Origin of the sequence: Sphingomonas sp. NPDC019816, from assembly GCF_050274375.1 — a bacterium.
In the GTDB taxonomy this organism is placed as follows: domain Bacteria; phylum Pseudomonadota; class Alphaproteobacteria; order Sphingomonadales; family Sphingomonadaceae; genus Sphingomonas.
Genome location: NZ_JBNNOB010000001.1, coordinates 75,568 through 97,521, shown reverse-complemented (window position 1 = coordinate 97,521; position 21,954 = coordinate 75,568). Strand labels below are relative to the sequence as shown.

The window sequence follows — 21,954 nt, the reverse complement described above, 5'->3', positions numbered from 1 at the left end:
CCATGGCAAAGCCAAAGCCCGTGCGGCGGATCGGGCCGGTATCGCCCGTCAATCGCTCTTGCCCGCATGATGCCCGCTCATGGCGGCACCGGCATCGGCGGCGAACCGCCGGTTCCAAACGATCGCGGCGGCCGAAATCGTCGCGACGACGACGAAGGCGACCGAGAAGTCGGCAAGCGCAGGCTGGACCCGGCCGCCCGCCCAGCTTCCGAGCTGCAGGATGGTCGCCGCCGTGCAGATGCCGAGCGACAGGGTCAATTGCTGGAAGGTCGCGTAGAAGCTCGTCGCCGCGCTCATCCGATCCTTCTCGATATCGGCATAGGCGATCGCGTTATAGCCGGTGAACTGGAACGAGGTGAAGAAGCCCGACACGGCCAGCACCACCATGATCGCCGGGATCGACCAGTCGGGGCGGAACAGCGCGCAGGTGGCGTAGCCCGCGCTGCTGACCAGCCCCGAGACGATCAGACTGCGACGAAAGCCCCAGCGGCGCAGGACGCGCGGCGCCAGCGCCTTCATCCCCAATGCTCCGATCGCCCCCGCGATGGTGATGGTGCCCGTCTTCGCCGCGCTCAGCCCGAAGCCGATCTGAAACATCAACGGCAGGAGAAAGGGCTGTGCACCCTGGGTTATCCGGGTCAGCGAGCCGCCGATCACCGACAGGCGAAAGGTCGGCACCCGCATCAGGTCGGGGTCGAGGATCGGATCGCGGGTCCGGCGGGCGTGGCGGATATAGGCAATGCCCAGCAGGATGCCGACGATCAACAGGCCAAGGGCGACACGCCCCGCGCCCGGCCGGCTTGCCAGCTCGAACCCGAACAACAGGCAGCCCAGTGCCGCGCCCGACAGCAGGAAGCCGGATACGTCGAACCGGGCGCGGGGGTCGCCGCGCACATCGGGGATCAGAAAGATCGATCCCAATACGCCCAGGATCCCGAAGGGGATGTTGAGGTAGAAGATCCACCGCCAGTCGAGCCAGGTGACGATGAACCCGCCCAGCGGCGGACCGAGTATCGGCCCGGCGAGCGCCGGCATCACCAGCCAGGACAGCGCCTGGACCATGTCCTCCTTGGCGACGCTGCGCAGCAGGACGAGGCGGCCGACGGGGACCATCATCGCACCGCCCATCCCCTGGACGAAGCGGGCGGCCACCAGCACGGGCAGCGAACCGGCCTGCGCGCACGCCACCGATCCGAGCAGGAAGACCCCGATCGCCGAACAGAAGACGGTCCGCGATCCATATCGATCGGCCAATGTTCCGCTCGCCGGGATGAAGAGCGCGAGCGCCAGCAGATAGCTGGTCAGGGCGAGGCTCAACCCCGTCGCCGGCGTGCCCAGATCGCGCGCCATGGTGGGCAGCGCGACGGTCAGGACCGTACCGTCCAGCTGCTGCATGAACAGCGCCGACGCGACGACCAGCGCGATGACGCGGTATCCCCGCGACCGCGCCGGCTCGACCTTGCCGGACTGGCTGGTAACCGCCTCGACACCCGGTGCCAAACCATCGCTCACATCGGCGCTCATCGAGGCCAGATTACGCCGCCGCCACCGCATTCGCGTTTCGTCTTCCCATTATTCCCGCCCCTCAACGCCAAAAGGACGCGAGCGATCAATAACGCCGTCAATAAGTTGGCGGATCATCGTCGGACCAGTCCGCGTCGGAGGCGGACAGGTCGCCCGCCGGAAACGTCAGGCATGGCTTTTCAATGAACCAAGACTAGGCTAATGATAATCAGTCGCATGAATGGCGTGCGACGGAAGTTAAAGCAGGACGATCGAAATGAGCCCCACGTCATTCGATCCCAAGGCCGTTTCGCCCGGCATGACGCGCTTGGTCCGCGCGGCGATGTGGATATGGCGCGCGGCGCGTGACGAACACGCGCCGGTACAGCAGCGGCTCCACGCCATGCTCGCGCCGATCGGGTGCGACATATTGGCGCCGGTCTTCGACAGCCTGATGACGTTGTGCGAGGCCGCCTTGGCGCGACCGATCGTGGTCGGACATGGTGGACTTTCAAAGGATGAGCGGTTGTTGATCGGACTGCTGGATGGCAGCCGCTCACGCAAGGCGTGCGTCGACTGCCCGCGTGCCACGGCCTCGGCTCTCGACTGTGCGCTCTGCTCGACCCGCATCATGCTGGCGCTCGCCCCCTGACCGCCGGTGGGACATTCCCGCCGGTCGCGCGTTGGTGTCGGGTCATAAGGAGAGCGAGATGCGCGACGACCCCACCACCCCCGCCGAACCCCAGATCTTCGAGGATCTGCCCATCCAGCCCACCGGTTCGGGCGTGCAGGACCTGGAGATCGCCTATGAGCAGATGCGCCTTGCGGAAGGCCGGGGTACGACGGACGCGGCGACCATAACCCTCGACGGCAGCGACGCCGTCGCAGAGTCCGAAGCGCACCCCAGCTGACGGATCGATTATCGGCTTTCGTGGAAGCAGGTGCCGGGGCCGTCCCGACTTGGTCGGTTCCCCGGCACCGGATGGCATCCTGCCCCCGGACATCGGCGTTTTACCGAGACGTGCGACGGTAGGCATTCCGATCGTCATGCCGGATCATGTGCGGTCCAGGCTGCGCTCGACGAAGCGCTTTGCCGCAGCGGATCGGGGCTATACGTCACCACAGCGGGTTCTGCGGCACACGGCGGCCCTTGCCCCTTTCAAGGCAATGCCATTGCCGCCAGCATCCAACGACCCGGCCAAGGCCGGCACCCATGTTGTCAGCCGCTTCCGGCCACCCGGTATTTGACGGACTAAATGCCGCCGCCGTGACGACGGTTGACGTGGAATGACCACGTCGAAGGTGATCGTCCAGGCGCTGAAAAGCCAAACCTGATCGGCTTTCATGGGAGCGTTACCGTCGCTCGCCGCCAGAAAATTGCCAGTTGCGCACCGATTTAAGTGATAAGTGTCTGTTTTATAAGTCTAATTCCTGGTGCCCATTCGAAATGGCCCCGTCGGGAAAGCGGGAACCCGAACCCGCATCTCATGAAAATCTTTGCCTTCTGCGGCAGGCTATATAGACTGACAAAATAGCAAAAGGCGGGAGAGTTGGGTATGAAGACGACACGACGTGAGATGATCGGCGGGGGTATGGCGGCGGCCGCATTGGCACCGGCCGCGGTTTCGGCGGTGACGACCGCGCCGACGCCGAAGGGAGCGGGCCGTGCGCTGAAGGTGCCGGCACCGGCCCGTTTCACGCCTGATTGGGAGTCGCTGACGTCCGGCTACAGCGTGCCCGACTGGTTCCGCGATGCCAAGTTCGGCATCTGGGCGCACTGGACGGCGCAGTGCGTACCCGAGGCGGGCGACTGGTATGCGCGCGAGATGTATATGCCGGGCAGCCGTGCGTATAACCATCACCTGAAGCATTACGGCCATCCCGCCGATGTCGGCTTCATGGAAATCCAGAATTTGTGGAAGGCCGAGCGCTGGGACCCGGCGCGGCTGCTCGATCTCTACAAGCGCGCGGGCGCCAAATATTTCATGGCGCTCGCCAACCACCACGACAATCTCGACACCTATGCCTCGCCCCACCACCCCTGGAACACGACCCGGGTCGGGCCGCGCAAGGACATTGTCGGCACCTGGGCGAAGCTGGCACGCGAGCGTGGCCTGCGCTTCGCGGTGTCGAACCACTCGGCGCACGCCTGGCACTGGAACCAGCCGGCCTATGGTTACGATCCAGAGGGGCCGCGCGCGGGCGAGCGTTATGATGCCTACAAGCTGACCGCCGCGCAGGGTCGCGGCAAATGGTGGCAGGGTCTGGATCCGCAACAGCTCTATACGGGCCGCCACATGCCGATGCCCGACGGCATCCGCACGCTCGACGCGGCGAATATGTGGCATGAGTCGACCGATCGCCTGTGGAACGAAGGCGTGCCCGCCGGAAGCGACTTCGCCAAGAACTGGCTGCTGCGCTGTCAGGACCTGATCCAGCAATACCGGCCGGACATGGTCTATTTCGACAATTTCGACCTTCCGCTCGAGCAATATGGTCTCGATTTCACCGCCTGGTATTACAACCAGTCGATGAAATGGCACAACGGCAGTCTCGAAGCGGTCGTCACCGCCAAGATGACCCCGCCACAGCGGCGCATGGGTATTGTCGACGATGTCGAGCGCGGCGGCAAAAGCTATATCGAGCATTTCCCCTGGCAGACCGATACCTGCCTGGGCGCTTGGCATTACGATGCCGATCTCTATCGGCGCGACGGCTACAAGTCGGCGGCGACGGTGATCCACACGCTGTGCGATGTCGTGTCGAAGAACGGCAATCTCATGGTGTCGGTGCCCATGCGCGGCGACGGGACGATCGACGACAAGGAGGAGAAGATCGTCACGGAGATCGGCGACTGGATGGGCCGTTTCGGCGAGGCCATCTATGCCACGCGTCCCTGGAAGCTGAACGGCGAAGGGCCCACCCGTGGCAATTCGGGCCTGTTTTCCGAAGGCGGGCCACGATCGCCCTATAATGCGCGCGACATTCGCTATGCGACGCGCGACGGCAATCTGCATGCCTTCGTCCTGGGCTGGCCGGAAGACAACGTCGTTCGCATGGAATTGCTGGGACGCAACAATCCCACCCTGGTGGGGGACGTCCGCCGCGTCACCATGCCGGGGGATTCGACGCCGCTTGCCTTCCGCCGCACGGGCGAAGCGCTGGAGGTCACGCTGCCCGCCGGGGCGCGTCACCCGATCGGTGTCGCGCTGATCCTGTCGGGCGAAGGGCTGAACGCCTGACGGTGACGCCGCAGCTTCGACATTGACCGACGGACCCACGTGGCGGTCCCGCTCTGGCGGGGCCGCCATGTTTTTTGGGGAAGCGCGACCTGTTGCCCCTGACCAAGCGAGGCGGGTCGCATTAAAAAAAAGGCCCCGACTTGCGCCGGGGCCATAGTTCTTCGCGGCAGGAGGGGGATTAGAAAGTGCCGCGTAGACCGATCAGGAACTGACGACCCGGCTTGTACTGGTTGAAGGTCGCGTTCTCGAACTGGAAATAGGAGCGCAGCGTCGCGTTGGTGAAATTGGCGACGTTGATGGTCAATTGCGGCGCCCCCGGGATGCCCAGGATCTTGTCGAGATCGAACGCCGACGAGAAATCATAGGTGGTATAGTCGGTACCGAACAGCGCCGCCGCCGGGATGCCGTTCTGCGCCGCGCCGCTGTTCTGCGCGCCCTGACGCGAGGTGGTGGCGACACGCAGCATCACGCCGTTCTTCTCGTAATAGGCGGTGATGTTGTAGGTGAAGGGCGCCACGCCGAACGCGACGGCGGGACCGTCGCTGCGCTGGTCGACGATGGTGGCGTTGGCATTGAAGCCGAAGCCCGTGACGCCGATCGCGCGGGTCAGGAAATCGAGCGGCTGAACCCACTGGAACTCCAGGCCGTTGATGGTCAGCTTGTTGGCCACATTGACCTGCGACGTCACCTGCACCTGCGCGGCACTTGGCCCGCCACGCGCGTTGATCGCGATCTGCTGCGTGGGGTTCAGCGTGTCATAGGTGATGCCGTACTGCGCCAGGTTGGAGAACGGCACCGTGCTGATCGCGGTGGTGGTGAAGCCTTCGAGCGACTTGCGGAAGGCGTTGAAGCTGATCACGCCCTCGCGTCCGGTATAATATTCGAAGCCCAGGTCGAGATTGGTCGACAGATAGGGCGCGAGCGCCGGGTTGCCGATCGACGCCTGGTCGGCCGAGGGCGCGCCGAAGTTGATGCCGGGCAGCTGGGCCGAGGGATCGGGGCGGGTCATCGTCCGCGATCCGGCGACGCGCACCACCGCGTGTTCGCCGATGTCATAGGCGAAGGTCGCCGCCGGCAGCCATTCGGAATAGACGTTACGCGTCTCGGCGATGTTGATGATGCTGGGATAGCGGGCGCCATCGGGCAGCGTCCCGCCCGACGCGGTGGTGTTGCGCGGATCGGGCAGCGAGACGCGGCCAGCGATCGTCTGGATCGTGTTGACGTAGCGCAGGCCGACATTGAAGCGCAGCGTGTTGCCGCCCAGTTCCTGGGCGCCGTTGACGGTCGCGAAGGCCGACTTGACGATCTCGCGGATGAAGCCCGCGCTGGCGCCGGTGTTCGCGCCGCCATTCTCCGGCGCGTTGTCGTGGTAGAACTGGTAGTTGCTCGCCTTGGCGAAGGCCGGCCAGTTGACCGTCACGAACCCGGCGGGTCCAGGCGACAGGTAGCTGGGCGCTGCGCTGTTGGGGATCAGCGAGCCGCCATAGCTGACTGGGCCGCTCATGCCCGCGGTGAAGCCGGTGCCATAGCCCGGATAGGTGGGATAGCCTGCCGGTGCCGCACCGGGTGCGTTCAGCCCTTCGCACGGCGGCTGCAGATTGGGCGAGGGGACCGCAACATTGGGGTTGTTGCCGCAGACCGCATTCTGCCAGAACTGGCTGTTGTCGAAACCACGGATCTGGCGCGAGGTGTTGTCATAGGCGCCGCCAACCTTGACGTTCAGCGCGGTGTCGCCCCAGGTCAGGTCGCCGCGCAGCCCCTTGTTGATGTTCAGGCGCCGCTCGTCGGAGATGTTGACGCGGCTGCCCGCATACCAGCCGAAGTTCTTCGGATCGTTCAGGTCCAGCGCGCTGGTGATCGTCGGAATGCCGCCGGTGTTCGAATAGGTGACGGTGTTGCCGACGCCCAGCGGCGTGGTCATGCCCACGGTCGGGCTTTCGCGGTGGAAGGTCGACCGGGCGTAATTGCCCTGGAAGTTCAGCTTCAGCTTGTCGTTGATCTCCCACTCGCCGCCGGGATTGACGCTCCACAGATGCGTCGTTTCGGTATAGGGGCGGAATTCGTTGAAGAACTGCGCATTGGCGAAGGTGCCGCCGGTGACCGTGCAGCCCGCGCTGCAATCCGCCTTGTCGAAGGTCAGGTTGGTCGGGATGATCGCGCCGTTGCGCACGATCCAGGCCATGTTCTCGCGGGTCAGCTCGTTCTGCTTATAGCCGTACAGGCCGTCGACATAGAAATGCAGCGTATCGGTCGGGCGATATTCCGCGCTGACGATCGCGTTCACGCGGTCGCGCGGGCCGCGGATGCTGGTGAAGCGGCCCAGGCGCGGCAGCAGGCCGTTGTCGATCTGCTGGATGGTGGCGCCGGGATTGTTGGCGAGCAGGAAGTTGCGGTCGATGACGGTGCCGGGGACCAGGCCGGCGCCGGCGCCGACCGGTACGGTGGCCGGGATCGTCCAGTTGCCGCCGCCGGTGCCCGTGTTGCAGACGGTCCCCGTGCCGCACTGTGCGGCGGTCAGCGCCGGATTGGTGTAGCCGATCGTCTCATAGCCGCGCGTATCGGTGAACAGCCGCTGCGCCGACACGCCCGCCAGGATGCCGAAGGTATCGTTGCGCCAGCTGCCGATCAGCGAGCCGCGCGCGCCGATACGGTCCTCGGGCGTCTGGTTCGACCCCTGGATATTATAGGCGACGAACGACGTCTGGCGATCGAAGGGCCGGGCCGAGCGCAGGTCGATATTGCCCGCCGCGCCACCTTCGAGGAGGTCGGCGGTATAGCTTTTGTTGACGGTCAGCTTGGTGAACAGATCGGTGGGGAAGAAGCTGAGGTCGACCGACCGGTCGGTGCCCTGCGCATCGGTCGCGCCCGAGGACGCCACGGCGATCGGCGCGCCGTTCAGCGTGACGTTGGTGAAGTTGGACCCCAGGCCGCGAATGGCGACGTTGGTGCCTTCGCCGGTCACGTCACGGGTGATCGTCACGCCCGGGATGCGATTGAACGACTCCGCGATATTGGTGTCGGGGAACTTGCCGATATCCTCGGCGAAGATCGAGTCGGTGAAACCGGTCGAGGCGCGCTTGGCATTGGTCGATTTCGCCAGGCTCGAACGATAGCCGGTGACGACGATGTCCTCGCTCGGCGTGCCCTGGGTCTGATCGGTCTGGGGCGCGGGCGGTACGGACGGGCCATTGTCCTGCCCATCGGCGGGGGTCTGTTCCTGGGGCGGGGGAACCGCCTGCGCCAGCGCGGTGGATGCGCTCATCGCACCGGCCGCCGTGGCGCAGAGCAGGGCGATGCGGCAAAGGCGGAGTTTGGGCACGGTCGTCATGTCAGGTCCTCTCTGTCGGCCCGCTGCCGTTCGTCGCGGCATGCGGGAGCATTCGAATGTCGGGGAGAAGGAAGGCGGTTCAGGTCCGGGCGTCGTGGCGGTCGGCATGGTGGCAGGGTCGCCACCGCACCGGCCGAACGGGCGCACGACGGCGCGGCGCAATGCCGACCGGTACCCGATATGTCATAGCCATGGAGACCATTCCGCTTCCCCTCGTAACCGTCTGGTGCGGCTCGATGATAGCGTTATCTCCTGCGTATTGGTCAGCAAGTCAACTATAATTGGTTAGGCCGAAATTAAATGATCGTCATGAGGGATCTTCCGGCCACGCCTTGATCAATCCTCAGGAAAGCGGCCATATCGGCCCGACCAATATGCGGCACCCGCCATTTCGTCATCGGCCGCGCGCCCGGTTGCCGGTGCGCGGGCGCGACTTCGATATGGGGACGATCAGTGCGCTTGACCGGGGGCGTAGGGGAATTGCCGCGCCTTGTACCAGGACAGGTCGTGATCGGGCGGGCGCACGCCGGCGGGCAGGGGGCGGTGGTTGACCGACATCCAATAGGCCAGGCTGGCATCACGCCACCAGCGCGCTTCCTTCTCCTGGATGGTCAGATAGGTCGCGGTCTTCTGCCAGCGCTCGGCATCGATCTTCGGGCGCAGCGTGTCCCACAGGCGCTGCATGCCGGCCACATAGTCGACGCCGCGATCATAATGGGCCACCAGCTCCTCCCATAGGGTGTGGCCGCTTGCCATGCGGTGATCCCAGGGCAGGTGGTGGAACCACAGCAGCATCGATTCCGGCGTCGTCTCCGGCTTGGCGAAGGTTCGCGCGACGGAGGGCGCATATTGGTCGACCGCATCGCTTCCCCTGGCCGTCCGGTCGAAGCCGATGCCGGACGCGTCGGCGCGGTGGTAATAGGTCGGGTTCCATTCGGGTCGTGCCAGGTCGGACACCCACGGCCCCGGCCCGTAATGATGGCTGGTCGCCATCAGATGGGCGAGGCCCAGTGGACCGGTATAATCCACCACCGCCTCGCGCGAGCCCATCATCATCGCGGTCACCGTGTCGATCACCTGCGGGTCGGTGCCGAAGGTCTGCGCGGCCCAGGCGCGCGCGATCGATGCTGCCGACAGGTCGGGATCCCAGGCGAGCCGACCGAAGGCGTACCAATTGGCCTGGTTGAACGTCGATCCGCTCCAGTCGCGGTCACGGCCGATATTGGCGACACCCGCCATGCCGGTCAGCGCGTGATGCTCCGCCGAGCCGTCGACCACATCGGCGACCGTCTCGCCGGGCTTCCAGCCGGTCTTGGCGTCCAGTGTTTCGGTGAACAGCGGGCCGAGATAGGCGAGGTGGGTGGCGAAGCCCAGATATTCCTTGGTAATCTGGAACTCGATCATCAGGGGCGTGCGCGGCATCGCGCCGAATAGTGGATGAAAGGGTTCGCGCGGCTGGAAATCGATGGCGCCGTTCTTCACCTGCACCAGGACATTGTCGGCGAATGTGCCGTCGAGCGGCTTGAATTCGGTATAGGCCTGTTTGGCGCGGTCTTCGGGATCGGTTTCGGCATAGACGAAGGCGCGCCACATCACGATGCCGCCATGATCGCGCACGGCGGCGGCGAGCATGTTGGCGCCATCGGCATGGCTGGCGCCATAATCGCGCGGGCCCGGCTGGCCTTCGCTATTGGCCTTGACCAGGAAGCCGCCGAAATCGGGGATGGCGCGGTAGATTTCGTCGGCCTTGGCCTTCCACCAGGCGGCGACCGCCGGATTGCGTGGATCGGCGGTCTTCAGGCCGCCCAGTTCGATCGGTGCGGAAAAACGCACCGACAGATAGACCTTGATGCCCCACGGACGAAAGACATCCGCCAGCGCCGCCGCCTTGGCGATATAGGGCGCGGTCAGGCTGTCGGCCTTGGCGTTGACGTTGTTGAGGACGGTGCCGTTGATGCCGATCGACGCGTTGGCACGGGCATAATCGGTGTAGCGGGGGTCGCGAAAGTCGGGAAGGGTCCACCAGTCCCATAGGGACTGGCCCGCATAGCCACGCTCGATCGAGCCATCGAGATTGTCCCAATGGTTCAGCACGCGCAGCTTCACCTTCGGTGCCGAGCGTAACGAGATCGCATCCATGCGGCCCCCCGTCGCCAGTTTGCGCAGCAGCGCGAACGTGCCGTACAATACGCCCCGGTCGCCATTGCCGGCGATCAGCAAGGTGCGTCGGCCGTTCAGAGTGACGGTGCGGACCAGGTAGCCTTCATCCCCCAGCCCTTCGACATCCCGGCGAAACGCAGCGATCGCGGGAGCGGCGGCGGTCGCCAGCATGACCGGCATCGTGCCGGCCGGCAGCGACCGTCGCAATTCCCCCTCCGCCAGCATCAGGGTCGGGGAGTCACCTGACCGCGTAATATTGACCTGCCTGACCGATTGCGCTGAGGGGCGAAGCCAGAGTGCATAGCCGTCATCCGCCATGGCATGCGTCGGCAACCCGGCCAGGGATAGACCAATCGCGCTGACCAGTGCTCGCCAATTTCGCATGCTGCTTCCTCTCCACGACCCGACGATTGACAAGCGGGGCTTGGCTTATAATGGTAATGCTGTCAGACCAATTGGCAAGTCGATTGAACGGCTGTCTAACCAGGAGAGGCCGTCATGGCGAACAGCGCCACCCCCTCACGCCGCGCGCTTCTGCGCTGGACCGCCGGAGCCTCGCTGCTGGCGTTTCTGCCCGCCGCGCGGACGCCCGATCCCGTCTATCGCGATCCGCGCGCACCGATCGACCTGCGCGTCCGCGACCTTCTGGGCCGGATGACGCTGGACGAGAAGGTCGCCCAGCTCATCACCCTGTCGACCACCAAGCGTGACGTGATGGATGCCAGCGGTGCGTTCGACGCCGCACGCGCATCGGCGGCCTATGCCCATGGCGTCGGACAGATCGCGCGCCCCTCTGATCGCGGGGGTGCGGCGACGGCCAGCAATACCGGGATGGATGTCACGGGGCGCTGGCGGAACCCCGCCGATACCATCGCCTTCGTCAACGCCACGCAGGATTGGGCCCGCCGTCGCACCCGGCTGGGCATCCCGGTGCTGTTCCACGAAGAGTCGCTGCACGGCTATATGGCCCCAGGTGCGACCAGCTTTCCGCAGGCGATCGCGCTGGCAAGCAGTTTCGACCCCGCGCTGATGACGCGCGTACAGTCGGTGATCGGCCGCGAGGTGCGCGCGCACGGCACGGTGCTGGCGCTATCGCCGGTGGTCGACATCGCGCGCGATCCCCGCTGGGGCCGGATCGAGGAGACGTTTGGCGAAGACCCCTATCTTTGCGGCGAGATGGGGGTGGCGGCGGTGCTGGGCCTGCAAGGGCCGGGACGCGAACTGGCGCCGGGCAAGGTGCTGGCGACGCTCAAGCACATGACGGGGCATGGCCAGCCCCAGGCGGGCAACAATGTCGCCCCCGCGCAACTGGGCGAGCGCGAATTGCGCGAAAGCTATTTCCCGCCGTTCCGCGCGGTGGTCGAGCGGACGGGGATCGGGGCGGTCATGCCGTCCTATAACGAGATCGACGGGGTGCCGAGCCACGCCAATCGCTGGCTGCTGGGCGATGTGCTGCGCGGCGAATGGGGTTTCGACGGCGCGGTCGTCAGCGACTATGCGGCGATCCCCGAGCTTGCCACCTTCCACCACGTCGCCGCCGATCTGGGCGAGGCGGCGGGCGCGGCGCTGGCGGCGGGCGTCGACGGCGACCTGCCCGACGGTGTCGCCTATCGCACGCTGGCCGATGGCGTACGGCAGGGGCGCGTGCCCTTGGCGCTGGTCGACGCCGCATGCGCGCGGATGCTGACGCTGAAATTCCGCGCCGGACTGTTCGAGGAGGGGCCGGTCGATCCGCGCGCCGCCGCCCGTCTGACCGCCGATGCCGAGGCGCTGTCGCTGGCGCGCGAGGCGGCGGCGAAGTCGATCGTACTGCTGAAGAACGACGGCACCCTGCCGCTGTCGAGCGAACGGCATCGCCGCATCGCGGTGATCGGCCCGAACGCGGCTATTGCGCGGCTGGGCGGCTATTCCTCGATCCCGACCGCGCCCGTCTCGCTGCTCGACGGCATTCGCGCCAGGCTGAAGGGGCGGGCGGAGGTCGTCCATGCGCAGGGCGTGTTCATCACCCGCAGCGAGGATCGCTCCGCCAACGAGGTCCTGCTCGCCGATCCCGAGCGGAACCGCGCGCTGATCGCCGAGGCGGTCGAGGTGGCCAAGACCGCCGACGTCATCGTGCTGGCGATTGGCGATACCGAGCAGACCAGCCGCGAGGGTTATGCGAAAAACCATCTGGGCGACCGCACCGACCTGGACCTGCTGGGCGAACAGAATGCGCTGTTCGCGGCGATGAAGGCGACCGGCAAGCCGGTGGTCGTCGTCGCGATCAACGGCCGCCCGCCCAGCTGGCCCATGGTGGTGGCCGGCGCCAACGCGATGCTGGAATGCTGGTATATGGGTCAGCAGGGCGGTCATGCCATGGCCGACGCGCTGTGGGGCGACGTCAATCCCGGTGGCAAGATGCCGGTGACGGTGGTGCGCGATGTCGGGCAGCTGCCATTCTATTACGATCATCAGCCCTCGGCACGGCGCGGCTATCTGTTCGACGACGACCGGCCGCTGTTCCCGTTCGGCTTCGGCCTGAGCTACACCCGCTTCCGCCTGTCGCCGCCGCGTCTGTCCGCGACGCGGATCGGGGTGGCGGGCCAGATCTCTGTCGAGGTCGATGTCACCAATATCGGCGATCGCGCGGGGGACGAGGTCGTGCAGCTCTATGTGCGTGACGAGGTGTCCTCGGTCGCGCGACCCGTCAAGGCGCTGAAGGGGTTCGTGCGGGTCACGCTGAAGCCGGGGGAGAGCCGGACGGTCCGCCTGACGCTGGGCCCCGACGCCTTTCGCCTGTGGAATCGCGAGATGCGCGAAGTGGTCGAGCCCGGACGCTTTACCATCATGACCGGCCCCAACAGCCAGGACGTCCAGTCCGTCGCGCTCGATATCGTTTGAAGGACCCGCCGATGCCCAAGATCATAGCCGCCCGCCTGATCGTCACCTGTCCGGGGCGCAATTTCGTCACGCTGAAGATCGAGTGCGATGACGGCACCACCGGCCTGGGCGACGCGACGCTCAACGGTCGCGAATTGAGTGTCGCCAGCTATCTGCAGGACCATGTCATTCCCTGCCTGATCGGCCGCGACGCGCACCGGATCGAGGATATCTGGCAATATCTGTACAAGGGCGCCTATTGGCGGCGCGGGCCGGTGACGATGACCGCGATCGCGGCGGTCGACATGGCGTTGTGGGATATCAAGGGCAAGATCGCGGGGCTGCCGGTCTATCAGCTGCTGGGCGGGGCGGCGCGCGATGCCTGTCTGGTCTACTGCCATGCCAACGGCACGACCATCGAGGACACGATCGCCACCGCGATCCGCCATCGCGACGAAGGCTATCGCGCGATCCGCCTGCAATGCGGCGTGCCGGGGCTTGCCTCCACATACGGCGTCGCCAAGGCCGGGCAGCGTTACGAGCCCGCCGATGCCGACCTGCCCAGCGAAAGCGTCTGGTCGACCGAGAAATATCTGCGCATCGTGCCCGAACTGTTCGCGGCGGCGCGTGAGGCGCTGGGCTGGGACGTGCATCTGCTCCATGACGTCCATCACCGCCTGACCCCGATCGAGGCCGGCCGGCTGGGCAAGGATCTGGAGCCCTATCGCCCCTTCTGGATCGAAGATGCGACCCCGGCGGAGAACCAGGACGCGTTCCGCCTGATCCGCCAGCACACCACCACCCCGATCGCGGTGGGCGAGGTGTTCAATTCGATCTGGGATGCCAAGCATCTGATCGAGAACCAGCTGATCGATTATATCCGCGCCACCGTCGTCCATGCCGGGGGCCTCACCCATTTGCGGCGGATCGCGTCGCTCGCCGATCTCTATCAGGTGCGCACCGGTTGCCACGGCGCGACCGACCTGTCGCCGGTCACCATGGCGGCGGCGCTGCATTTCGGCCTGTCGGTACCCAATTTCGGTATCCAGGAGCATATGCCGCATACCGAGGAAACGGATGCGGTCTTCCCCCATCATTACCGGTTCGAGGACGGCATGATGCATCCGGGCGACGCCCCCGGCCTGGGTGTCGAGATCGACGAGGCGCTGGCGGCGGATTATCCGTACAAACGCGCCTATCTGCCGGTAAACCGTCTGGAAGACGGCACTTTGTGGAGCTGGTGATATGAGCGATCTGACCCAGGCCGCCGCGACCGCGCCCGAAACCGCCGCCCATGCCGTGCCGCCGCCCAGGGGGCGGATACGCTGGGTCATTTGCGGCCTGTTGTTCGCGGCCGTGGTCCTCAGCTATATCGACCGGCTGGTGCTGGGCGTGCTCAAGCCGCAGCTGACCGCGCTCTATGGCTGGACCAATAGCGGTTACGGCGACATCACCGGCTATTTCCAGGTCGCCTATGGCATCGGTTTCCTGTTGTTCGGTTGGTTGATCGACCGGATCGGGCCGCGCGCCGGCTATCTGCTGGCGATGGGCAGCTGGACGGTCGGGCATTTCGCGCAGACGCTGGTCACCTCGACCACCGGCTTCGTCATGGCGCGCATCCCGCTCGCCTTCGGTGAGGCGGGTACCTACCCCTCCGCGCTGGCCGCCGCCTCGCAATGGTTTCCCAAGAAGGAACGCGCGCTGGCGATCGGCATCTTCAACGCCGGGGCCAATGTCGGGGCGGTGGTCACGCCACTGTTGATCGGGTTCATCGTCTCCGACCTGGTACTCGACTGGCGCTGGGCGTTCATCATCACCGGGCTGTTCAACCTGGTCTGGCTGGCGGCGTGGTGGCGGCTCTATCACCCGCCGCACAGCCATCCGCGCATCACCCCCGAGGAGCGCAAATGGATCGAGGCCGAGCCGGCGGAGACGCGTGGCCGGGCCGGCTTCCTGAGCGTGCTGCGTCACCGTGAAAGCTGGTCCTACATGACCGGGCGCTTCCTGATCGACCCCGTCTGGTGGACGTTCCTGTTCTGGCTCCCCGATTTCTTCCACAGCCGTTACGGCTATGATCTCAAGAGCTTCGGGCCCCCTCTGGTCGCCATCTATATCATGGCCGATGTCGGGGCGATCCTGGGCGGGTGGTATTCGTCGCGGTTGCTGAAGCAAGGGGTCGCCGCGGGGCGGGCCCGCAAGCGGGCGATGTTCTTCTGCGCACTGTTCGCGCTGCCGGTGATGTTCGCCGCGCAGGCCGCCAGCATCTGGGTCGCGGTGGCGATGATCGGCCTGGCCTGCGCGGCGCATCAGGGCTTTTCGACCAACCTCTTCGCGCTGCCCGGTGACCAGTTCCCCCGCTATGCGCAGGGAACGCTGATCGGTCTGGGCGGCTTCGCCGGGGCGACGGGCGGGTTCATCGCGTCCAAGGCGCTGGGCGTCCTGCTCGACCGGGTGGGGAGCTATCAGCCCTTCTTCATCGCCTGCGGCCTGGCCTATCTGGTCGCGCTGCTGGTCTTCCACCTGCTCAATCCGCGCTATCGCAACGTGCAGATCGCGGCCGATGGCGCGAAGGGATAACGGACTGCGGCGAGCGGACAAACATCGCTCGCCGCCGCCGAACGGCGTCAGCCGATGGTCCGCGTGAGCCGGACCAGGGTCGGATCGCCCTCTACCGGATGCGGCTCGAACCCCATCTCCCGCTCGATGGTGATGGCGGACCGATTGGCGCGGTCCTCAATGGCCTCGATCGTGTGATAGCCCAGCCGCTTGGCATGGGCGACGAGGTGGTCGAGCAGCGTCCAGCCGATGCCCTGCTGTTTCATGTCGCTGCGGATCGCGATCGCCGCCTCGGCCGTCTTCGCCGCACGGTCGCCGGCCAGCATCGCCGCCGCCAGGATCGATCCGTCGTCGGCGAAGGCGATCAGGCTCTCGCCGCTCGCATCGTCGGCATGGATCATGCCGGCCAGCCGTTCCTGCGTGACCGTGCACACGCTGGTCAGGAAGCGGAAGCGCAGATCCTCGGGCGAAACCCGTGCGAAGAAGGCGGCCAGCTCGGCTTCGTCATCGGCCCGCACCCGGCGGACGTGCAGGCGGACGCCTTGGCGGGTGACGAGCAGGTCGGTGTCGGCGGTCATCATCATATCCTCCTGGATTGGCGTGACGATCGGCGGATCGGCCGCGCACGACATTGACGACGGTCAAGCCGGTCGCAAGTTCCGACCCCCGCGACGATGTTCCAAGACCGCCGCGGGAGTTGGACTTCGGACGCTTAGCGCGCCGGGCGCAGCCACCCCACGAAGCCGCCCTGGGTGCGCAGCCGGGTGTCGATCACGTCACCGGCCCGCACCATCCGCTCGGTCCGGGTATAGGCATCGGGGCGCGCGGGGTCGTCGGCCAGCGATACCAGCGACCATTGCCCGCGCCCCAAGAAGCGCAGATCGATCTTCAGCGGCTGCGCGTCCGTACCGTTCAGGACCGCGAGGAACCAGTCCTTGCCACGCCGCCGCGCCAGACCGGCCATCCGACCGGGCTCGCTGCCCGGAAGGACGATGGTCTCATCCCAGGTCGCCGGGATCGCCTTCAGGACGTCGACCGCCGGGTTTTCCAGATAGCTACGCGGATGCCCGCCCATCGACAGATAGGGCGACGTGAAGACGATCGCCTGCGCCAGCTCATGCGCCCAGCTATTGCCCTGCAGTTCCTTGGGCTCGAACACGGTCGGCGTATAATCGCCGGGCCCAACGACATAGCGGGTGAAGGGCAGGATCGTGTCATGCCCCGCCGGCAGGACCCGCTGGTAGCGGGTGATGTGCCACTCATGCCCGCGTACGCCCTCGCGCGTCAGGACGTTGGGCCAGGTGCGTTCGGTGCCGGTCGGCTTCATCGCGCCGTGGAAATCGACCATCAGCCGCTCGGCGGCGGCATCGCGGGCGAAATCCTCATACCATGTCGTCCAGACATGGTCGGGCTGTTCCGGGAAATCGACTTTTACGCCGACGATGCCCAGACCGGCATAGCGACGCAGCAGTGCGCGGCGGGCGGCGGGATCGATCGTCTCCTTGCTGTGGACCCAGATCCAGATGTCGACATGCTGCGACTTGGCATAACGGATCGTCTCGGCCAGCGATTCCCAGGGCTGTTTCCACTCCGCCCATCCCTCGTCGATGAGGTAATATTCATAGCCCAGCCGTCTGGTCCAATCGATCCATTGGTGCTGGTCGTTCTGTAACGGCGCGCCGATGGCCAGCCATTGCCAGGTCGAGCGGCCGGGCCGGATCCAGTCCGCCTTGGCCAAAGCGGGTGAGGGGGGCGGGTTCAGATTTTGCACCAGCGTCGAATTGACCAGCGCAGTCAGGTCGCGCGCCACGATCGTCACACGCCAGGGCTGCACCACCGCCGCATCGGTCCGCCAGCCCTTTGGTTCGGTATACAGGCTTCCTGCCAACAGGCCGTCGCGGTTCGGCGTGATCGCCAGGTCGCCATAATGAACGACGGCGGCTTCACTGATCGTCACCCAATAACGGTCGACCTTTGCGGTCAGCGGCATGTTGAGGCGTTTGCCGACCACATCACGCAAGCTCTTCGAGTCGTAAATCTCTTCATAGCTGGGCGCGCTGTTCGTGACCCAGACGCGTGGATCGGCGGCGGCCAGTTTCCAGCCGGATCGGTCGGCCTCGATCGTCCGTCCCGCCTTGGCGGGAAGGCGGAGCCGGACGCCGACCCCGTCATCGGCGACATGGACATCCGCCTCGAACCGCGTGCCGTGCGACAACAGGGTGACGGTGGCGATGTTGGCGCGATCGATTGCCTCGGCTTTTCCTCCGATGAACGGATAGCGCGTGTCTGTCTTGCGGCGCCGAACCGTACCGATCGCGGCGTCATCGCCCAGCTCCGCGCCGTCGACGCGCATCCCCAATGGCGAAGGGTCGAGCACCGGGCGGCCATCGACCGTCAGGCGGTACCGCAGCTTACCCGCATCGTCGGACAGAATGGCCTGAACCTTACCGTCTGGACTGGCGACTGCCACAGTCCGGGCCTCCGCCGCCGCGACGGGCGCCATGACCGCAACGCACGCCATAGCCCAGCCACATGCGTCCTGCCGAAAAATTGATCGCTTGAACATCGTCATTGGACGGCCCCTTTTTGCTGGACGGTGGGGCAAACCGGAACGGCTCCCCAACGCATCGTCTCTATTGTCGCGGTTCATGTCGCACGCGCTGCCCGAGTTTCCGCGCGATCCTGACCCCACCATGGCGTCGATTGCATATATGAAAAGGTGGAATGCTCTGCGCAAGTCATTCCTGAGGCAATGACAGGAACCGGCCGTATGTCAGCGCAGACGGGTCTTTCCGGCCGGGAAACAGGCGTAGGATGGCAAGCCAAATGGCAACGGCGCCACCCGATGGTGGCGCCGTTCCACATCATACCCTTCGCGCCCGCCCCGCCGGTCATCGGTGGAGCGTGCGCGAAGCGGTCGTTCGCAATCAGAAGGTCGTCGTGACCGAGAACTGAATGTACCGGCCGTACGTATCATAAAAGTTGACCGGCGAATTCTGCCATCCATTGATCGAATAGGCATTGTTGCCGCCGCGTGCCGGAATGATCGGCGGGTCCTTATCCAGCACGTTGTTGATGACGACGCCCAGCGTCAGGCGTTTCGCCACGTTCACGTTAGCGGCCAGATCGAAATAGCTATACACCGGGATTCGAGCGAAGGTGTTCTGCACCTGGCCCTTGAGCAAAGTGCCGCTCTGCGTCGCCGAGATATAGCGCCAGTTCGCCGAAATCTGGAAGCTGCCGTCCAGCCCCGTGAAGGTGGTGCGCAGGTTGTGGCGCCACTTCGGAATGGGGTTGCCGACGCCATCGCCGAAATAACCGACGCTGCCATTTTGGTTCGAGACCGAGGCCGCACTGGTCACGAGGCCGCCGTTGAAATCCGCAGCCAGATTGCCCGCAGATCCGACCGGCAGATCATAATGCGCCTGGAAGTCATAGCCGGTCGTGCCGATTTTGTTAGGCACGTTGAGCACCTGCGAGCTGACGAAGCCGCTGTCCGGGTTGTTGATATTGCCGAACAGCGTGCCGTTGCTGTTCCGAACAAATTGCTGGCACGAGATGCGATTGAGATCGGTCGGGTTCTTCGCAAAATCGATGCAGTTATTGACGATCGTATCCTGGTCCAACCCTACGATCTGATTGGTGTAGCGGATTTCGTAACGGTCCACCGAGAATGTGAAGCGTGGCAGAAAGCGCGGCGCCAATACGACGCCATAGGTCAGCGTGTTGGCGGTCTGGGGCCCCAATGCCGGATCGACCGCGCCGTTGCGATAGATGCAGCCTGCTTCCGGGCAATTGAGGGCGGCTGTGCCATAGGTTGCCGGCTGGAACCCGGGCTGGAGTGCGCAGGCCTCGCGGCTGGCGCTCGGCCCGCTGCCGTTGGTGCCGGGGCCGCATGGGTCGACGAAATTGATATTGCGGCTGAAGTTGATGTTCTGCGTGGCTTCGAAGACATTCGGCGCGCGCGAGGCGAAATTGCGCGCCACGCGGAACCGGATATCCTGAACCGGTGCCCAGTTGCCTTCCAGCTTCCAGGTGCTGAAGAAGGTACGCGACGACGTGCTGTAATTGGACGCGCGATACCCGCCGCTGAAGCCCAGCAGATGGGTCCAGGGCTTGTCCTGAATCAGCGGCAACTGAAGTTCTGCGGCCAGTTCCTTGGCGGTCTGCGTCCCGCGCGCGGACGATGACGGGTTTTCCGTACCCTGAATGATCGTATTATAGGCGGCGCTGGTGAAGTTGTTCGCGATATCGCGGCGCAGTTCCGCGCCGAAGCTGATCTGAACGCCGTCGGTCGCCAGGGGCGAGCGGATGCCGTAATGGCCCAGGTCGCCACTGATATTGGCCTGCACGTCGAAGAAATAGCTGACGTTGCGGGTGGGGCCGTTGGGCGCATATTGGAAGATATACTGATAGGCTGCCGGATCGCTCGAATCCCCCCGGAAGATGTCCAGCGGAACGCAGGACGGATCGGTCCCGTTGACCTTCGACACGCAGGTCGGCACGCCGTTGACGTTCACGACGTTGAGTGCCTTTGCGATGTTCTCGCCCGATGGCGCCCAGTTGCGGTTGATCGCGCTTTTGCTCAGGCTGTTGGCCCAGACGCTGCCGACATCATAGTGCCAGGCGCTGGCGAAATCGCCGCGCACGCCCAGCGTCGCACGATGATAAACCTGCTGATAGTCGATCGTGCGCGTCGGATATTGCTGGAACCGATAGCCGAAATCGATCGGCACCGTCGCCGATGTTCCCGCCCGCGCACCGCACAGCGCCTGTGCCTGTTGTGCCGACATCAGCGGATTGTTGCAGTTCAGCAGATAACCGCCATCGCCATTGAGCCCCTCGAAGATGGTGGCCGGCAGGTAGGTGCCCTGGCTGGTGTTGCGGGTGAACATGTAGCTACCGTAGATCTCGGCCCAGTCGGTCGCTTTGAACGACAGGAATCCCCCGGCATTGTAGCGTTCGTTGCCGCGCAGCATCTGATAGCTGTCGTCCATCCGGTTCTGGCGGTCGGTCGTCGCGTCCTGGGTATTGCGATAGGGCCGGAACACGCGGCTGCCATCGCTCGCGTTGATGAACGGCGTGCCGTTGTTCAGATTATAGATATAGCCGTAACGCGAATAAAGCGTGGTGTCGCAGCTGACCGCGCCGTCGATCCCCGCTTGCAGCAGGTGGCAGGCCTGAATGGACCGCGACGAATAGGGCAGGTTGTCGGTATGGCGATAGCTGAAATAGCTCGACAGCGACAGTCGATCATCCAACAGCTGGGTGCCGGCCGACACGTTGATCGTCGCGCGCGCGCCGTCATTGGTCATCCCCAGCGGCACCGAAAAGCCGCGTGACTGCGCGACGTCGGTGACGATGTTGCGTCGGTTGAGGTGATTGAAGAAGCCGTAATTGGCGTCGACTTGTACCCCCTTGAAATTCCTCTTCAGGACGAAGTTGACGACGCCGGTCAGCGCGTCGGGGCCATAGACGGCCGCAGCACCGCCGGTCAGAACGTCAACACGCTGCACCAGGGCGGGCGGGATGGAGTTGACGTCGGTCGCGACCTGACCACCCAGGCGCTGGCCATCGAGCAGCACGAGTGCGGCGGCGCCCGAACCGCCGATATTGCGCAGGCTGATGCGCGCGGTGCCATTGCCCTCGTCGTCCGCCTGCGGGTTGTATGGCACGACCTGCGGGAGTCGATTGAGGACGTCCTCGATGTTCACTGCGCCGCTCAGCTTGATTTCCTGCGCGGATACGGCCTGAATTGGCGCGGCGGAAGCGAGGTTCGGATTGACGATGCGTGAACCCGTGACCACCACGTCGTTCGAGGTCGCATCGTCGGATGGGGTTTGCGTGATCGAATCGGATTGCGCGTTCTCGCGCTCCGCATTTTTACGGCTTTCGCTCTTTGCGGATTCGGCGTCGCTGGTGCTGGTAACGGTTTGCCCCGACTGCGCGGCGACAGGCATGGCCCAAGCCATAGCGATCCCGCTGGCCGCCATCAAAAAAGCAAAGCTCTTCATCTCTTCCCCCCTGTACGACGGGTAATGTCGCCCGCCATTCGATTTCTGACGGGTGGCTCGATCGGCCCCCTTTCCCGTCGCGGAATCGTCACACCATGTTCGCGCAAGATTCGCAATGGTATGATACCAGTTTATACCGCGGCCCAATTGCCATGGTCGGCTTGGCGTTCGTATGTTTCTTGCGAATTATCAGCAGTTTGGCGGCGGAGTCCTGGCGCGGAATTACGTTTTGAAAATTTGTTTTTTGAATTGGGAGTAGATGGGCGGGGGCTACCGGTCGTGTCGCGCCGCT

At 65.0% G+C, this 21,954-nt stretch carries 13 protein-coding genes; 7 read left to right on the top strand and 6 right to left on the bottom strand.

Going from position 1 to position 21,954, the window contains the following annotated elements; genetic code table 11:
• Window positions 1-48 precede the first annotated feature (48 nt).
• Complete coding sequence (locus ACQKJZ_RS00380; protein ID WP_427729570.1) at window positions 49-1,554, bottom strand: MDR family MFS transporter; 1,506 nt, start codon at window positions 1,552-1,554, stop codon at window positions 49-51.
• Window positions 1,555-1,780: 226 nt separating this feature from the next.
• Between ACQKJZ_RS00380 and ACQKJZ_RS00375 the strand changes: the two genes are divergently transcribed.
• From ACQKJZ_RS00375 to ACQKJZ_RS00365, 3 genes are all read left to right on the top strand, one after another.
• Window positions 1,781-2,155, top strand: coding sequence for a hypothetical protein (locus ACQKJZ_RS00375; protein ID WP_427729569.1), 375 nt, complete (start codon window positions 1,781-1,783; stop codon window positions 2,153-2,155).
• Between the two features lie 58 nt (window positions 2,156-2,213).
• Entirely contained in the window at window positions 2,214-2,414 is a 201-nt protein-coding gene (locus ACQKJZ_RS00370) for a hypothetical protein (protein ID WP_427729568.1), read from the top strand.
• Between the two features lie 645 nt (window positions 2,415-3,059).
• Window positions 3,060-4,745, top strand: coding sequence for an alpha-L-fucosidase (locus tag ACQKJZ_RS00365; protein ID WP_427729567.1), 1,686 nt, complete (start codon window positions 3,060-3,062; stop codon window positions 4,743-4,745).
• A gap of 178 nt (window positions 4,746-4,923) precedes the next feature.
• Here the strand turns inward: ACQKJZ_RS00365 and ACQKJZ_RS00360 are convergent, their stop codons facing one another.
• A complete protein-coding gene (locus tag ACQKJZ_RS00360) occupies window positions 4,924-8,073 on the bottom strand; it encodes a TonB-dependent receptor (protein ID WP_427729566.1) in 3,150 nt (1,049 codons plus the stop codon).
• 450 nt (window positions 8,074-8,523) lie between these two features.
• Window positions 8,524-10,617 (bottom strand): alpha-glucuronidase family glycosyl hydrolase, encoded by a 2,094-nt coding sequence (locus tag ACQKJZ_RS00355; RefSeq protein ID WP_427729565.1) that lies wholly within the window; start codon window positions 10,615-10,617, stop codon window positions 8,524-8,526.
• A 114-nt stretch (window positions 10,618-10,731) separates the two neighbouring features.
• Between ACQKJZ_RS00355 and ACQKJZ_RS00350 the strand changes: the two genes are divergently transcribed.
• Genes ACQKJZ_RS00350 through ACQKJZ_RS00340 form a run of 3 tightly spaced genes read left to right on the top strand, consistent with a single transcriptional unit; the run spans window position 10,732 to window position 15,669 of the window.
• Complete coding sequence (locus ACQKJZ_RS00350; RefSeq protein WP_427729564.1) at window positions 10,732-13,113, top strand: glycoside hydrolase family 3 N-terminal domain-containing protein; 2,382 nt, start codon at window positions 10,732-10,734, stop codon at window positions 13,111-13,113.
• An 11-nt stretch (window positions 13,114-13,124) separates the two neighbouring features.
• Window positions 13,125-14,336 carry a D-mannonate dehydratase ManD gene (manD, locus tag ACQKJZ_RS00345; RefSeq protein WP_427729563.1) on the top strand — a complete coding sequence of 404 codons (1,212 nt, stop codon included), beginning with the start codon at window positions 13,125-13,127 and terminating at the stop codon, window positions 14,334-14,336.
• A 1-nt stretch (window position 14,337) separates the two neighbouring features.
• The gene (locus tag ACQKJZ_RS00340) at window positions 14,338-15,669 is read left to right on the top strand and encodes an MFS transporter (RefSeq protein WP_427729562.1); all 1,332 of its coding nucleotides are present in this window, start codon (window positions 14,338-14,340) and stop codon (window positions 15,667-15,669) included.
• Between the two features lie 47 nt (window positions 15,670-15,716).
• Here ACQKJZ_RS00340 and ACQKJZ_RS00335 read toward each other — a convergent pair whose 3' ends face one another.
• The 3 genes from ACQKJZ_RS00335 to ACQKJZ_RS00325 form a co-directional block, all read right to left on the bottom strand.
• Window positions 15,717-16,232 (bottom strand): N-acetyltransferase family protein, encoded by a 516-nt coding sequence (locus tag ACQKJZ_RS00335; protein ID WP_427729561.1) that lies wholly within the window; start codon window positions 16,230-16,232, stop codon window positions 15,717-15,719.
• 128 nt (window positions 16,233-16,360) lie between these two features.
• A complete protein-coding gene (locus tag ACQKJZ_RS00330) occupies window positions 16,361-18,151 on the bottom strand; it encodes a glycoside hydrolase family 97 catalytic domain-containing protein (RefSeq protein ID WP_427729560.1) in 1,791 nt (596 codons plus the stop codon).
• A gap of 424 nt (window positions 18,152-18,575) precedes the next feature.
• Window positions 18,576-21,455, bottom strand: coding sequence for a TonB-dependent receptor plug domain-containing protein (locus tag ACQKJZ_RS00325; protein ID WP_427729559.1), 2,880 nt, complete (start codon window positions 21,453-21,455; stop codon window positions 18,576-18,578).
• On the opposite strand from ACQKJZ_RS00325, the gene ACQKJZ_RS00320 reads away from it, so the two are divergent.
• The gene (locus ACQKJZ_RS00320; RefSeq protein WP_427729558.1) at window positions 21,436-21,687 is read left to right on the top strand and encodes a hypothetical protein; all 252 of its coding nucleotides are present in this window, start codon (window positions 21,436-21,438) and stop codon (window positions 21,685-21,687) included. The genes ACQKJZ_RS00325 and ACQKJZ_RS00320 overlap by 20 nt on opposite strands.
• Window positions 21,688-21,954: the final 267 nt, after the last annotated feature.

Coding starts and splice junctions, on each gene's coding strand:
- ACQKJZ_RS00365 (WP_427729567.1), top strand. CDS start 3,060: ATGAAGACGACACGACGTGAGATGATCGGCGGGGGTATGGCGGCGGCC.
- ACQKJZ_RS00370 (WP_427729568.1), top strand. CDS start 2,214: ATGCGCGACGACCCCACCACCCCCGCCGAACCCCAGATCTTCGAGGAT.
- ACQKJZ_RS00350 (WP_427729564.1), top strand. CDS start 10,732: ATGGCGAACAGCGCCACCCCCTCACGCCGCGCGCTTCTGCGCTGGACC.
- manD (WP_427729563.1), top strand. CDS start 13,125: ATGCCCAAGATCATAGCCGCCCGCCTGATCGTCACCTGTCCGGGGCGC.
- ACQKJZ_RS00355 (WP_427729565.1), bottom strand. CDS start 10,617: ATGCGAAATTGGCGAGCACTGGTCAGCGCGATTGGTCTATCCCTGGCC.
- ACQKJZ_RS00320 (WP_427729558.1), top strand. CDS start 21,436: ATGCGTGAACCCGTGACCACCACGTCGTTCGAGGTCGCATCGTCGGAT.
- ACQKJZ_RS00360 (WP_427729566.1), bottom strand. CDS start 8,073: ATGACGACCGTGCCCAAACTCCGCCTTTGCCGCATCGCCCTGCTCTGC.
- ACQKJZ_RS00340 (WP_427729562.1), top strand. CDS start 14,338: ATGAGCGATCTGACCCAGGCCGCCGCGACCGCGCCCGAAACCGCCGCC.
- ACQKJZ_RS00380 (WP_427729570.1), bottom strand. CDS start 1,554: ATGCGGTGGCGGCGGCGTAATCTGGCCTCGATGAGCGCCGATGTGAGC.
- ACQKJZ_RS00375 (WP_427729569.1), top strand. CDS start 1,781: ATGAGCCCCACGTCATTCGATCCCAAGGCCGTTTCGCCCGGCATGACG.
- ACQKJZ_RS00330 (WP_427729560.1), bottom strand. CDS start 18,151: ATGGCGCCCGTCGCGGCGGCGGAGGCCCGGACTGTGGCAGTCGCCAGT.
- ACQKJZ_RS00335 (WP_427729561.1), bottom strand. CDS start 16,232: ATGATGATGACCGCCGACACCGACCTGCTCGTCACCCGCCAAGGCGTC.